At 68.0% G+C, this 14,365-nt stretch carries 12 protein-coding genes; 11 read left to right on the top strand and 1 reads right to left on the bottom strand.

The genetic code is table 11. The annotated features are described in order from the left end of the window. Positions 1 to 162: 162 nt before the first annotated feature. The 11 genes from leuA (at position 163) to recO (ending at position 12,942) form a co-directional block, all read left to right on the top strand. Positions 163 to 1,836 carry a 2-isopropylmalate synthase gene (gene leuA, locus ABZS29_RS25190; protein ID WP_355465121.1) on the top strand — a complete coding sequence of 558 codons (1,674 nt, stop codon included), beginning with the start codon at positions 163 to 165 and terminating at the stop codon, positions 1,834 to 1,836. Positions 1,837 to 2,087: 251 nt separating this feature from the next. Continuing rightward, positions 2,088 to 3,188 carry an ABC transporter permease gene (locus ABZS29_RS25185; protein ID WP_355465119.1) on the top strand — a complete coding sequence of 367 codons (1,101 nt, stop codon included), beginning with the start codon at positions 2,088 to 2,090 and terminating at the stop codon, positions 3,186 to 3,188. 4 nt (positions 3,189 to 3,192) lie between these two features. Beyond that, positions 3,193 to 4,098 carry an ABC transporter permease gene (locus ABZS29_RS25180; protein ID WP_355465117.1) on the top strand — a complete coding sequence of 302 codons (906 nt, stop codon included), beginning with the start codon at positions 3,193 to 3,195 and terminating at the stop codon, positions 4,096 to 4,098. A gap of 4 nt (positions 4,099 to 4,102) precedes the next feature. Next, positions 4,103 to 5,170, top strand: a complete 1,068-nt coding sequence (locus ABZS29_RS25175) for an ABC transporter ATP-binding protein (protein WP_355465115.1) — start codon at positions 4,103 to 4,105, stop codon at positions 5,168 to 5,170. Further along, positions 5,167 to 6,204, top strand: coding sequence for an ABC transporter ATP-binding protein (locus ABZS29_RS25170; protein WP_355465113.1), 1,038 nt, complete (start codon positions 5,167 to 5,169; stop codon positions 6,202 to 6,204). Before ABZS29_RS25175 ends, ABZS29_RS25170 begins: the two co-directional genes overlap by 4 nt. Beyond that, positions 6,204 to 6,410 carry a hypothetical protein gene (locus ABZS29_RS25165; RefSeq protein ID WP_355465112.1) on the top strand — a complete coding sequence of 69 codons (207 nt, stop codon included), beginning with the start codon at positions 6,204 to 6,206 and terminating at the stop codon, positions 6,408 to 6,410. Before ABZS29_RS25170 ends, ABZS29_RS25165 begins: the two co-directional genes overlap by 1 nt. Positions 6,411 to 6,423: 13 nt before the next feature. After that, positions 6,424 to 8,268 carry an ABC transporter substrate-binding protein gene (locus ABZS29_RS25160; RefSeq protein ID WP_355465110.1) on the top strand — a complete coding sequence of 615 codons (1,845 nt, stop codon included), beginning with the start codon at positions 6,424 to 6,426 and terminating at the stop codon, positions 8,266 to 8,268. Positions 8,269 to 8,317: 49 nt separating this feature from the next. After that, the gene (locus ABZS29_RS25155; protein WP_355465108.1) at positions 8,318 to 9,766 is read left to right on the top strand and encodes a GNAT family N-acetyltransferase; all 1,449 of its coding nucleotides are present in this window, start codon (positions 8,318 to 8,320) and stop codon (positions 9,764 to 9,766) included. Between the two features lie 410 nt (positions 9,767 to 10,176). Then, positions 10,177 to 11,169, top strand: coding sequence for an aldo/keto reductase (locus tag ABZS29_RS25150; RefSeq protein ID WP_355465106.1), 993 nt, complete (start codon positions 10,177 to 10,179; stop codon positions 11,167 to 11,169). Beyond that, complete coding sequence (locus ABZS29_RS25145; protein ID WP_355465104.1) at positions 11,166 to 12,047, top strand: SDR family oxidoreductase; 882 nt, start codon at positions 11,166 to 11,168, stop codon at positions 12,045 to 12,047. Before ABZS29_RS25150 ends, ABZS29_RS25145 begins: the two co-directional genes overlap by 4 nt. Positions 12,048 to 12,207: 160 nt before the next feature. Beyond that, complete coding sequence (gene recO, locus ABZS29_RS25140; RefSeq protein ID WP_355465102.1) at positions 12,208 to 12,942, top strand: DNA repair protein RecO; 735 nt, start codon at positions 12,208 to 12,210, stop codon at positions 12,940 to 12,942. A gap of 244 nt (positions 12,943 to 13,186) precedes the next feature. Here recO and ABZS29_RS25135 read toward each other — a convergent pair whose 3' ends face one another. Beyond that, positions 13,187 to 14,365, bottom strand: a complete 1,179-nt coding sequence (locus ABZS29_RS25135; protein WP_355465100.1) for a hypothetical protein — start codon at positions 14,363 to 14,365, stop codon at positions 13,187 to 13,189.

The following is a 14,365-nucleotide window of genomic DNA, read 5'->3' as shown; positions in this document are numbered from 1 at the left end:
CTTCTCCTCCTTCGCTGCCGCGGCGAGGCCTGATCAGGCCGGTTCCCTCGCCGCGGGGTTTCGTCGTTTCTTGCCGGTCGGCAGCGACTTCCGCATATCTTCCGAGGAGAACCTCTCGTGGCACCGCAGAACCAGCCCCAGCCTGTACAGCAGCCTTCCGGCATGCCGATCCACCGCTACAGCGCGTTCCCGCCGATCGACCTGCCGGACCGCACCTGGCCGGCCAAGGCCGTCGACAAGACCCCACGCTGGCTGTCCACCGATCTGCGCGACGGAAACCAGGCGCTGGTCGAGCCGATGTCACCGGCCCGCAAGCGGCGGATGTTCGACCTGCTGGTGAAGATGGGCTACAAGGAGATCGAGGTCGGGTTCCCGAGCGCGAGCCAGTACGACTTCGACTTCGTCCGCAGCCTGATCGAGGGCGACGCGATCCCCGACGACGTGACGATCTCGGTGCTGACCCAGGCCCGGGACGAGCTGATCGAGCGGACCGTGCAGTCGCTGCAGGGCTCGCCGAAGGCGACCATCCATCTGTACAACGCGACCGCGCCGCTGTTCCGCCGGGTCGTCTTCAACGTGGACAAGGCCGAGTGCCTGAACATCGCCGTCCGCGGCACCGAGACGGTGATGAAGTACGCCGACGACATGCTGGGCGACTGCGAGTTCGGCTACCAGTACAGCCCGGAGATCTTCACCGGCACCGAGCTGGAGTTCGCGCTCGAGGTCTGCGAGGCGGTCAGTGACCAGTGGCAGCCCGCCGCCGGCCGCGAGATCATCCTGAACCTGCCGGCCACCGTCGAGATGTGCACGCCGAACGTGTACGCCGACCAGATCGAGTGGTTCGGCCGGCACCTGACCCGGCGCGAGCACAGCACGATCAGCCTGCACCCGCACAACGACCGCGGTACGGCGGTCGCCGCCACCGAGCTGGCGTTGATGGCCGGCGCGGACCGGGTCGAGGGCTGCCTGTTCGGCCACGGTGAGCGGACCGGCAACGTCGACCTGGTGACGCTGGGGATGAACCTGTTCAGCCAGGGCATCGACCCGCAGATCGACTTCTCCGACATCGACGAGATCCGCCGCACGGTCGAGTACTGCACCCAGATGCGGGTCCCGGAGCGCCAGCCGTACGCCGGTGACCTGGTCTACACCGCCTTCTCCGGGTCCCACCAGGACGCGATCAAGAAGGGCCTGGAGGCGCTGGACAAGCAGGCCGCCGCCGAGGGTCGCCCGGTCGGCGAGATCCACTGGGAGGCGCCGTACCTGCCGATCGATCCGAAGGACGTCGGCCGGTCGTACGAGGCCGTGATCCGGGTGAACTCGCAGTCCGGCAAGGGCGGGATCGCCTACATGATGAAGGCCGAGCACCGCCTCGACCTGCCGCGCCGGCTGCAGATCGAGTTCAGCCGTGTGGTGCAGCAGCACACCGACACCGAGGGCGGCGAGGTCGGCCCGCAGCAGCTGTGGGACATCTTCGCGGCCGAGTACCTTGCCCCGGGCAAGCTGTCGCTGCTGACGGTCAACTCGTCGTCCGGCGAGGGCCAGAGCGACCACCTTCGTGTTCAGGTCTATTCCAATGGCGTCCCGCACGAGCTGCACGGTGAGGGCAACGGCCCGGTCTCGGCGTTCGTCGACGCGATCAAGCCGCTGAAGTACGACGTACGGGTGCTGGACTACCACGAGCACGCGCTCTCGGCCGGTGGCGACGCCCTGGCCGCGGCGTACGTCGAGTGCGAGGTCGGCGACGAGGTCTTCTGGGGCGTCGGCCGGGACGCCAACATTCTCACTGCCTCACTGAAGGCGGTCGTCTCCGCGATCAACCGCGCAACGCGCTGAACTATCAAACGGCGCCCGTCACCTTCAAGGGGTGGCGGGCGTCGTTTGCGTTGCGTTGCCCAGTGATCCGGCACACACCGTGGCAGGATCGGCGCTGAGCGGAGTCATCTCCTCACGATTCGGTGTCTGTGTCCGCAGGTTGGCGGAAACCGTTGACTTGGTGCCTGCGCCTGCGCAAACTAGCGCCACTGTGCGCAGATCAAAGCAAGGGATCGTGCATTAGAGCCGGTAGTCCTCGATGGAGGTGAGCTGTGAGCGGTGCGGTCGAGACACCTGCCCCCAAGCTGATCGAAGGGCCGGTGGACGAACCGAGACCCACGGCGGTGCGGCGGTTCCTCGGCGCCTGGCTGGTGCGGCGGCTCGCGAAGGCGATCCTGACCGTCTTCCTGGTGGCGACACTGACGTTCTTCCTGGTCCGGCTGCTGCCGGGCAACCCGGTCGACACCTACATCCAGACGCAGATCGCGCAGACCGGCATCTCGTACGCCGATGCGGCCGCGCAGGCCAAGGGCCTGTTCTCGCTGGACCCGAACGAGCCGGTGATCCTGCAGTACCTGACCTATATGGGCAACCTGGTGCAGGGTGACTTCGGGACGTCGCTGCTCTCACCCGGCACGACGGTCGCCCAGGTGATCAAGACCTACCTGCCCTGGACGCTGTTCTCGGTCGGCGTCGCGCAGATCCTCAGCTTCGTGCTCGGCATCCTCGCCGGCATGATCATGGCGTACCGCCGCGAGAGCTGGATCGACCACCTGCTGACGTCGATCGGCTCGCTGCTGCACGCGATCCCGAACTACATCGTCGCGATCCTGATCGTCGTCTTCCTCGGCGTGAAACTGCAGGTCTTCAACCTGACCGAAGCGCGCGGTTCCTATACGCCAGGTGTCACACCATCGTTCAGTTTCAGCTTCCTGAACGACATCCTGTACCACGCGACGCTGCCGATCCTGGCCTATCTGCTGACCACGGTCGGCTCCTGGGCGCTGGTGATGAAGTCGTCCACCGTGGAGACGCTCGGCGAGGACTACGTCACTGTCGCCCGCGCCCGCGGCCTGACCGACGGTCGGATCCGCGCCGGGTACGTCGGCCGGAACGCCGTACTGCCGTTGTTCAGCCAGCTCGCGGTGTCGCTCGGCTTCGTGGTCGGCGGCTCGATCTTCGTGGAGAAGATCTTCGGCTACCAGGGGATCGGGTTCAGCCTCTACAACGCCGTCTCCGGACGTGACTATCCCGTCCTGCAAGGCATCTTCCTGGTCGTCACGATCTCGGTCGTGGTGGCCAACCTGCTCGCAGATGTCCTCTACAGCCGGCTGGATCCGCGGATCCGGGTCGGCGGGAAGGCCAAGGGGTAAGCGCGTGGCCACCGAAACTGTGACCAGCGGCGCGGTCGCCGCGATCGGCACGACCGGGGTCTCCCGGTTCGCCGGGATCCTGCGCTCGCTCCGCCGCAGCCCGGCCGGGTTCATCGGCTTCATCATCGTCGCGCTGCTGGTGCTGATCACCGCGATCGGCCCGTTCTTCACGCCGGCGGTCTCGCCGAACATCAAGGAGATCCTGCTGCCGTTCGGATCGCCCGGGCATCTGTTCGGCACCGACAACGAGGGCAAGGACGTCCTGATCCAGATGATCGACGGCGGCCGGTCCGTCATCTTCATCGGGTTCGTCGCCGCCGCGATCTCGACCGCGCTGGCGATCGCGCTCGGCTCTCTGGCCGCCTACCTCGGCGGCTGGGTCGACTCGGTGGTCGTCACGCTGGCCGACGTCGTCCTGACCGTGCCGCAGATCGTGCTGCTGGCGGTGCTCGGGGCGCTGTTCAAGCTGGACTCGCCGGTCCTGCTCGCGTTGCTGGTCGGCGGCTTGTCCTGGCCCGTACTGACTCGAGCGGTTCGCTCGCAGGTGCTGTCGCTGAAAGAACGCGAGTTCGTCGAAGCGGCCCGATTACTCGATCTCGGGACACCGCGGGTGGTGTTCGTCGAGATCCTGCCGAACATGGCCAGCTTCATCCTGATGAACTTCATGATCGGCGTGACGAACGCGATCTACTCGCTCGTCGGCCTGTACCTGCTCGGCCTGGCGCCGCTGACCGGATCGAACTGGGGCATCATGCTCAACCGCGCCTGGATCGCCGGCGCCATCTTCAACGACGCCAGCCTGGGGTTCATCCTCAGTCCGGTCGTCGCCATCACGTTGCTCCTGCTCGGCCTGGTGATGATGACCAGGTCGCTCGAGGAGATCCTCAACCCCCGCCTCCGGGACCGGTGATCGCATGACTGCCATCTCTCCGGGAACCGCTGACCGCGCCGTGCGCGGCGGCACCGGCAAGCCCCTGCTCTCGATCCGCGACTTCAAGGTCGAGTACCGAACCGGCTCCGGTACGACGGTCCAGGCGGTCCGTGGTGTCGACCTCGACCTCTATCCGGGCGAGAGCCTGGCGCTGGTGGGCGAGAGCGGCTGCGGCAAGACGACGTTCGGGCTCGGCCTGCTGCGGCTGCTGCCGCGGCTCGGGCACGCGTCCGGCCAGGTGACGTTCAACCGCGGTGACGGTACGGAGATCGACGTACTGAAACTGGACGGACGCGACCTGCGGCAGTTCCGCTGGCGGGACGCCGCGATGGTGTTCCAGGGCGCGATGAACGCGTTCAACCCGGTGCTGAAGATCCGCGGGCACATGCACGACACGATGAAGGCGCACACCAAGGCGACCAAGCAGGAGATCGAGGAGCGCGCGGCCGAGCTGCTTCGGCTGGTCCGGCTCGAGCCCGAGCGGGTGATGGACTCGTACCCGCACGAGCTGTCCGGCGGCATGCGGCAGCGGGTGCTGATCGCGATGAGTCTGCTGCTGGAGCCCGAAGTACTGATCCTCGACGAGCCGACCACGGCGCTCGACATCCTCACCCAGCGGTCGGTGGTCGACGTCCTGCACGAGGTCCGCGAGCGGCTCGGCTTCTCGATGATCTTCATCTCGCACGACCTCTCACTGGCCGCCGAGCTCGCCGACCGCGTCGCCACCATGTACGCCGGGCGGATCATCGAGACCGGTGGTGTCCGGGACATCTTCTACAAGCCGCGGCATCCGTACACGCTCGGCCTGATCAAGGCCGTGCCGCCGATCGTCGGCGACCTGCCCGACCTCGAGTCGATCCCCGGCGGACCGCCGAGCCTGGCCGCGCTGCCGGCGGGCTGCAAGTTCCACCCGCGCTGCAAGTTCGCCACCGACGAGTGCAAAGAGGCGGATCCGCCGTTGATCCCGATCACCGACGTACCAGGGAACGCCCACGAAGCCGCCTGCATCCACTACGACCAGGTCCACCTCGAGCGGAGGATCGTCTCGTGACCGCAGTCGAGGCCGCTGCCGACGTACCGGTGGAGAGCGGCAAGCCGTTGATGACCCTGGACGGGGTCAGCCAGCTGTTCGACACCAAGGCGGGACCGATCCGCGCGGTCGACCACGCCGACCTGTCGATCAACCCGGGTGAAGTGTTGTGCCTGGTGGGGGAGAGTGGTTCGGGGAAGACGACGGCGGCCCGGATGGCGGCCGGTCTCACCCGGCCGAGCGGTGGTCAGGTGCTGTTCGACGGCACCGACATCTGGTCGCTGAAGAAGAACGACTTCCGGACCTTCCGGCGCAGTGTGCAGTACGTCCACCAGGACCCGTACGCGTCGCTGAACCCGACCCGGACGATCCAGCAGACACTCACCGCGCCGCTGCTCAAACACGGTGTGGTGAAGGGTTCCAAGGCTGCCGTCGAGCGCGCGACCGAGCTGCTGGCGAAGGTCGAGCTGACGCCGCCGGAGAACTACCTGTCCAAGTACCCGCACCAGCTGTCTGGTGGCCAACGGCAACGAGTTGCGGTGGCGCGGGCGCTCACGCTGGACCCGAAGATCATCATCGCCGACGAGTCCACCTCGATGCTCGACGTGTCGATCCGGATCAGCGTGCTGGCGATGCTCGGCCGGCTGCGCGACGAGCTCGGCGTCGGCTTCCTGTTCATCACCCACGACCTGGCGATCGCGAAGTACTTCGGCTGGCGCGGCCGGACCGCGGTGATGTACCTCGGCCGGATCGTCGAGTTCGGCCCGACGCCGCGGATCATCAACGCGCCGACGCACCCGTACACGCGCGCACTGATCGACGCGATCCCGGAACCGGATCCCGATCTGACCCGGACCAAGAACGCGGAATCCCTGCGCAGCCTGGAGATTCCGAGCCTGGCGCACCTGCCACCGGGCTGTGCGTTCCACCCGCGGTGCGGCCTGTTCGAGGAGGGGCTGTGTGACGGCAACGTCCCGCAACTGCTCGAAGTGCGGCCGGGGCAGTCGGCCGCGTGCCATGTGGTCCAACGTGACGGTGCCGATGAGGTGGCCTGATGCCTCCGGAGCTCGGGCGGATGGCGCTCGGCTGGGCAGCCTTTCTGGTGCTCGCCGCGAGCGTCCTGCTGCTCACGCTCACGCCCGGTACGCCGGAGTTCGTGGTCACGTTGGTCACCTTGTTCTTGGGCCTGTTCCTTGGCCTGATCGTCGTCGCCGGCGTCCTGTGGACCCGGCGGCGGGCGAAGCGAGAAGAATCCCAGTAGGAAAGGACCGAGGATGAGTCCCACCGGCAACAATGAGTCCGCGGAACGCGCGCGGACCAACGAGGTCTCCCGCCGAAACGTGCTGCAGCTGTTCGGCATCGCCGGCATCGGCGTGGCCGGTCTCGGCTCCGCCGTGGCGTGCTCGCCCAGCAAGCCCAACGCCCAGGGCGGCGACGGGGGCAGCAGCAAAGAGTTCCACGGCGCGTATCCGTACCAGCTGCCGCCGAAGGGCCACTTCAACCTGGGCCCCGGTGTCACCGACGGCATCCAGGCGGCCAACAGCCCGTACAACGACCTCGTGTACCCCAGCGCCGGCCTGTACTACTGGGCCGACAAGAAGTGGGAGTACATGATGGCCGAGTCCGGCACCCTGGACGAGAAGGCCAGCACCTACACCCTCAAGCTGCGGTCCGGTCTGACCTGGAGCGACGGCTCGCCGGTCACCAGCAAGGACGTCGTCGCGACCTTCAACCTGCACTGGCTGATGCGCCAGCAGGTGTGGACGTTCCTGTCCGACGTGAAGGCGAGCGACGACACCACGGTGTTGTTCACCATCGGTACGCCGTCCACCGTGCTCGAGCGGTACATCCTGCGCGCCCCGATCCTGCCGGCCGCCGTGTACGGCGAGTTCGCGACGAAGGCCGAGACGATCCGCAAGGCCAAGGGCAGCCTCGACGACGGCGAGGGCAAGACGCTGAACGGCGACTTCCAGAAGTTCCGTCCGGAGAACCCGATCGTCTCCGGCCCGTTCACCTACGACGTCAAGAGCATGACGAACGCCCAGATGGCGCTGGTGAAGAACGACAAGGGCCTGTTCGCCGACAAGATCGCGTTCACCAAGGTCGTGCTCTACAACGGTGAGACCTCCGACATCACCCCGACGGTGATGAACAAGGACGTCGACTACGCGACCCACGGGTTCGCGGTGGCCAGCGAGAAGAGCTTCCAGAACAACGGCTTCCGGATCCTCCGCCCGCCGGTGTACTCCGGTCCCGCGCTGGTCTTCAACTACACCACGCACCCCGAGTTCGCCGACGTCCGGGTCCGGCAGGCGATCGCCTACATCCTGGACCGCGGCGAGAACGGCACGATCGCGCTCGGCGAGTCCGGCAAGGCCTGCAAGTTCATGGCCGGCTTCTCCGACCAGGCCGTTCCGGACTGGGTCTCCGACGCCGACCAGAAGAAGCTGCAGCCGTACGAGAAGGACTTCGACAAGGCCACCCAGCTGCTCACCGCGGCCGGCTGGAAGAAGTCCGGGGACAAGTGGCAGACGCCGGCCGGCAAGCCCGCGGCGTACGACATCAAGTTCCCGACCGAGTTCGCCGACTGGAACCCGGCCGCCACCAACGCGGCCGACCAGCTGACGAAGTTCGGCTTCAACATCACCAAGCGCGGCATCACGTTCACCCAGCTGAGCCCCGACGTACTGGCCGGCAAGTTCGACCTGGCGATCCAGAGCTGGGGCGCGTCGTCGCACCCGCACCCGTACTTCGCGTTCGTCCAGGACCTCTACACGTTCAACTACGTGACGGCCGCGAACTCCGGCGGCAAGGGGATGAACTTCCCGCTCAAGCAGAAGACCTCGGCCGGTGACATCGACCTGAAGGCCGTCGTCGACAAGTCCGCCCAGGGCCTCGACCTCGAGGAGCAGAAGAAGAACGTGACCGCCGCGGCGCTCGCGTTCAACGAGCTGCTGCCGATCATCCCGCTCTGGGAGCGGTACGGGAACAACCCGGCCCTCGAGGGCAAGCGGGTGGCCAAGTTCCCGGCCGACGACGACCCGATCCTGAAGAACGCGCCGTACGCGGACAACTTCGTGATCATGGGCATGTACTCGGGCAAGGTGGCGCCGGTTTAATCGGTAGCTTCTGACCCTAGAGTTTGATTGGGTCGGCCGGGTGATCAGCGTGCGCGAGATCGACCCGGCCGACCCTGTTCTGTTCGACCACTGGTACGACGCGCTCCGGGCGGGGGCAGTCGCAGGGCGCGCGGCGGCGCTCATCGGCTCGCGCGAGAGCTTCGCCGTCTCGCTGCGCGACCCGTCGCCGCTCAAGGCGCGGCTCCCGGTCGCCGCATTCGACGACGACCAGGTCGTCGGCGCGATGCTCTTCGAGTACCGGCTGCAGGACAACCTGGACAGCATCGACATCGAGATCGACGTACCGCCGGAGCATCGGCGTCGCGGTGTCGGTACGGCGTTGTGGCAGTGGGCAACGACTCGCGCCGCGCAGCTCGGGCGGACGATCTTCCAGACCGAGCTCGGCGTGGCCGCCGATCCCTGGCCCGGAGCTGTGTTTGCCTCTCGCTTGGGGTTCGAAGTCGAGCATGTCGAGGACCACCTCGTCGTACCACTGCCGTACGACGCTTCGCGGCTTGCTGCGCTGCGTGAGTCGGCGGGGAAGCTCGAGGGGTACACACTGACGTCCTGGGCCGGGCTGTGCCCGCCGGAGTACCAGCAGGCGTACGCCGATCTGCACACCGCGATGGACAACGACGTACCGACCGGCGGGATGACGCGGGAGACGGTGCCGTGGACGGTCGAGCGCCTGATGACCAGCGAGGAGCGCGTCGATCGCACCTACCTCGCGCTGGTGACGATGGCGCACACCGAGGCCGGTTCGCCGGCCGGATACACCTTGATCTATGTGCCGAGAACGGACCCCGACAACGTCCAGCAGGACGACACTCTCGTGCTCCGCGACCACCGCGGCCACAACCTCGGCACCCACCTGAAGCTGGCGAACCTGGACCTGCTCGCCTCGCATGTGGGTTCGCAGTCGTACCTGCACACGTGGACCGCCCAGTCGAACACCGCGATGCAGAAAGTCAACGCCCGCTTCGGTTTCTCGACTGTCGAGCAGAACCAGGAGTTGGAGCTCACCCGCCCGCGGCTGCGCCCGGCTGCCCGTGCCGTCATCCTCGACCCTGCGGACCGCGTCCTGCTGGTCCGCTTCGAGTTCGGCTCCGGCCCGGTGTGGGCAACCCCCGGCGGCGGTCTGGAAGCCGATGAGTCCGTCCTCGATGGCCTCCGCCGCGAACTCGCCGAGGAGGTCGGCCTCGAGGTGGTCGCCGACCCGCCGCTCGTCTGGCACCAGGAAGTAGTTGCCGAAGGCCACGCCACCGGCTACGACGGGGTGATCAACGACTTCTTCCTGATCCGCACCGACCCGTTCGAGATCGGCGGCACCATGACCGCCGCGGAGCTGGCCGCCGAGAACCTCCACGAACTCCGCTGGTGGACCCTCGAAGAACTCCAAGCCCACCAAGGCCGCTTCGCCCCCCGCAACCTGCCTGAGCTGGTCGCCGACCTCCTCGAGACCGGCCCACCCGATGTCCCGACGGCCGTCGGCCTGTAAGAACCGCCCGCCTGAGCGCGGACCTGCGCCACTCATCAACCTCGAAGTAGCCCTCACCAGCAGCCACCGCTGAGCGTGAACGCGGTGGCTTCCCCAGAGTTGGTGAGTGGGGGCGGTCCGCCCCAGGCGGCGAGCGCCGTACCGCCGGGCGAGTTACAACCGGCGGAGCCAGGTCAGGCGGCCTTCGTCCATGACTGCGTGGCCGTCGGCGGCGTCGGCGACTGTGGGTAGTGCGTGGCGATCACGACCGCGGCACCGCGATCCGCTTGCGTGCGAAGCAGACCGAGGACGCGTTCACGGTTGGTGCTCTGTCGCGGCCGATCCCGGCAAAATGTCACGGAGTCGTTGCCTGCGCAGGAATCGGGTCACCGGTTGCGTCGGCGCCGGCGGCCGCGCGGTAGGTTCGGAGCATGAGTGAATCCCAGCTCGGTGACCTGACCGTCTCCCGCCTCGGCCTCGGCTGCATGGGGATGTCCCAGTCGTACGGCGTGACCTCGGACGAGACCGAGTCGATCGCGACCGTGCACGCGGCGATCGACGCGGGCTGCACCTTCCTGGACACCGCCGACGTGTACGGCGACGGCGCGAACGAAGAACTCCTCGGCCGGGCGCTGGCCGGTCGCCGCGACGAGGTGGTGCTGGCGACCAAGTTCGGGTTCCGCCGGCCGGACAGTGCCGAGGCGACGCCCACGACCGTCGACGGCAGCCCGGAGTACGCCGTACAGGCGCTGGATGCGTCGCTGCGGCGGCTCGGGGTGGACCACGTCGACCTTTGGTACCTGCATCGGCGCGATCCCAAGGTGCCGATCGAGGAGACCGTCGGGGCGATGGCTTCGCAGGTCGAGGCCGGGAAGGTCCGGTACCTCGGGCTGTCCGAGGTGAACGGCGACACGGTCCGGGCCGCGCACGCGGTGCACCCGATCACCGCCGTACAGAGTGAGTGGTCGCTGTGGACACGCGACCCGGAGACCGTCGTACTGCCGACACTGCGGGAGCTCGGGATCGGGTTCGTGCCGTTCAGCCCGCTGGGACGCGGGTTCCTCACCGGGCAGCTGAAGTCGCCGGACGACTTCGAGCCGGACGACGCGCGGCGCGGACTGCCGCGGTTCAGCGGCTCGAACTTCCAGCGGAACCTGGATCTGGTCGCCCGCGTGCAGGAACTCGCTGCGGCTCGTGGTGTCACTCCGGGCCAGTTGGCGCTCGCCTGGTTGCTGGCCCAGGGCAACGACATCGTCCCGATCCCGGGGACGAAGCGCCGCAAGTACCTGGCCGAGAACCTTGGTGCGCTGGACGTTTCACTGACCGCCGACGAGCAGCGAGCGCTGGATGAGGCGTTCCCGCCCGATCTGGATGTGGCCGGCGAGCGGTACTCCGCCGGCGCCATGGGCTTGGTGGGCAAGTGACGTCCGCGAGCGGGCCGGGTGCGAGCGGGTCCGGGGCGAGTGTGCCGGGGCTGATCGCGGTCACGGGATCGACCGGACAGCTCGGTTCGCGGATCGCGCGGTCGCTGGCTGAGGCCGGCGTACCGCAGCGGCTGCTCGTCCGCGACGCCTCGCGCGCACCGTCGCTGCCGGGCGCTTCCGTCGCGGTCGCGGCGTACGGCGAGCACTCGGCGCTGCTGGACGCGCTGGACGGCGTGGACACGTTGATGTTGCTCAGTGCAACGGAATCCGCGGATCGAGTGTCCTTGCATAAGGCAACCATTGATGCCGCGGTCGCGGCCGGGGTGCAGCGGATCGTGTACACGTCCTTCGCCGGCGCGGCTCCGGACGCCACCTTCACCTTCGCGCGCGACCACTGGCACACCGAGCAGCACATCCGCTCGACCGGGGTGGACTTCACCTTCCTTCGGGACAATCTGTACCTCGACTTCGTGCCCGGCTTCGTGGGGGAGGACGGCACGATCCGCGGTCCGGCGGGTGACGGGCGGGTCGCCGCGGTCGCCCGGGACGACGTTGCCGCGGTGGCCGCTGCGGTTCTCACCAGCGCCGGGCATTCAGGGACGACGTACGACTTGACCGGTCCGCGCGCGTTCACGCTCGCCGAGGCGGCCGCCGTACTGGCTGCTGCGTGGGGCCGCCCGGTCCGCTACGAGCCCGAGACCCTCGACGAGGCCTACCGCTCCCGCGAGTCGTACGGCGCTCCCGCCTGGGAGGTCGCCGGCTGGGTCACGTCGTACGCCGCCATCGCGTCGGGCGAACTCAGTACCGTCTCCACCGCTGTCCCGGACCTGACCGGCCGTTCGCCCATCAGCCTCGAGCAGCTGCTCGCCCGCTCCTGACCCCGCCCGCCACCGAAGCCACCGTGCGAGTGTGAGGAGTCGCCCGGCGAGTGTGAGGAGTGGGGCGTAGGCAAAGGCTTTCCGGCGACAAGGTCATCGCACTCGACGGGAGGTCTACGGGGTGAGGTGGTTTGTCGGTCGGGAGTGAGAGACTGAGCGGGTGCCGTACTACCGGGATGAGGCGATCGTGCTGCGCACCCACAAACTGGGTGAAGCAGACCGCATCGCCACGCTCCTGACCCGCTCCCGCGGCAAGGTCCGCGCCGTCGTCAAGGGCGTCCGCCGTACGTCGTCGCGCTTCGGCGCCCGCCTCGAACCCTTCAGCCACGTCGACCTCCAGCTCGCCACCGGCCGCACCCTCGACGTCGTCACCCAGGCCGTCTCCATCGCCGCCTACGGCGAAGGCATCGTCAACGACTACGCCCGCTACACCACCGGCACAGTCCTCCTCGAAACCACCGACCGCCTCGTCGTCGAAGAAAAAGAACCCGCCACCCAGCACCACCTCCTCCTGGCCGGCGCCCTCCGCGTCCTCTCCACCGGCGAACGCGAACCAGCCCTCGTCCTGGACTCCTTCCTCCTCCGAGCCCTCGCCATCTCCGGCTACGCCCCCTCCTTCGGCGACTGCGCCCGCTGCGGCGAACCAGGCCCCCACCGAGCCTTCAACCCCGCCTCCGGCGGCGTAGTCTGCGCCACCTGCCGCCCCCCAGCCTCAGCCATGCCCGCCCCCACCACAGTCACCCACCTCGCCGCCCTCCTCACCGGCGACTGGCCCACCGCCCTCCGCGCCGACCCCCGAACCCGCCGCGAAGCCACCGGCCTCATCGCCGCCTTCTTCACCTACCACCAAGACCACCAACTAAGGTCCCTACCCCACCTGGACCTCACCCAGTAGGCAACGCCGCTCAGGCCCCCGGCCGATCGCCCCGCAGCCGGTCCCGCCCAACCGGCACCCCCCCACCGCCCGCGGCCCTCCCACAGTCAGTGGTCGCGCCGATCGCGACGGCCGCTGCCCAGCCCACGCCTGAGTAATCGCCCGTCGCTCCGCCCCGTCCTCGTAGATCCCGCCGGCGATGCAGCTAACGCGAACCCGCCACCGCGCCCCTGCCCCGACACAGACCAACCCACGCCGTACGACGTCAGCCCCGCCCACGCCCCGACGGATCCACCGGCCGCTCAACGCCGCCCCGCCCACCACCGGGCGCGCCGGCCCCTCGAGCCCCGTTCCCCAACTGTGGCTTGTGCCGAACCGCCCCAGCCGCCGGCGCCAACCCACTGAGAAACCGTGCCTCGGTCCCGGCCTCCACTGGCATGCCAGCCCTCCGCGCGGTCGACTGTCGGTCGTCTGCGGGCCGCGCTGCGCCTTCGTGATTCCGGGGCTCTGCACCCCGCCCTTCGACTCGACTGGCAAGCGCTGGCGGCGGCAACTTGGTGAGGTCTATCTCCCCGCCGTGACTGCTCGTCCGTTCTTGTGCTCCGCCGACCTTTTGGTGCTGTTGCTGTCGTGCCAGCAAGAAGTTTGGGGTCGACGAGGCATATGGAGCCGCAGTATTGGTCGCGTAGTGTTCGCGAATCCTCTGTGCGGCTGCGTCCAAGGCAGCGGTGCTGTCTTTCGCTGCGACCTGGCCAGCGCTTTCAAGGGTTGATTTGTGGAGCTTCGTCCAGCCTGCGTGCGCCATGGAATTGATCAGTTCCGCACGAGCGGCTTGCTGATGTTCGGCGTCGGCGGGAACGATGTCGCTCAACCGATTCTTCACGAGCTCGTCCGCAATCGCGTCCCACCGCATCACGACCGGCTGATCGAGAGCCCGGATCGCCAGGTCGCGGGCGCCTTCCGGGCCTGCGGCGTACTCGAGAAGCTCTGCGGTGGCGTGGTGGGCGTGCGGATACTCTGGCGCCGGGTCCGGTAGGTCGTCGTAGCCGGCCAACGCTGCGAACGCGGAGGCATCGTCCACAGCGACCCACTCGGTCAGGCCTTCGTCGAGAGCTTTGGAACGCTCTGAGAGTACGGCGTTCGGCTCGTCGACGGCGTTGATCTCGACTCGTGCGTGGTAGGCCTCGTGCAGGATGGTCGTGAGCGCCTGGGCTTGTTCTTGTGGCGCGGCGTCGGGGCCGAGCTTGTCGAGCACGAGCTCTCTGGACAGCTGCAGGGAACCGTCAACCTGAAGGCTGCCCCACCTGCCGCCTTCGCCCACAATTTCGTACAGCTCACCGTTCCAGCGGTCGAGCTCTGCTGGCCGGGTTCTCCGCGCCGCCTCGTACAAGCGCACGAACCGCCGATACTCCTCCGACGAAGGATCGACCTGATAGACCGGCAT

The sequence above is a fragment of the Kribbella sp. NPDC005582 genome, from assembly GCF_040605415.1.
Classification (GTDB): domain Bacteria; phylum Actinomycetota; class Actinomycetes; order Propionibacteriales; family Kribbellaceae; genus Kribbella.
Note: the sequence above shows the minus strand (reverse complement) of the source record. Positions and strands in the feature narration are given on the sequence as shown.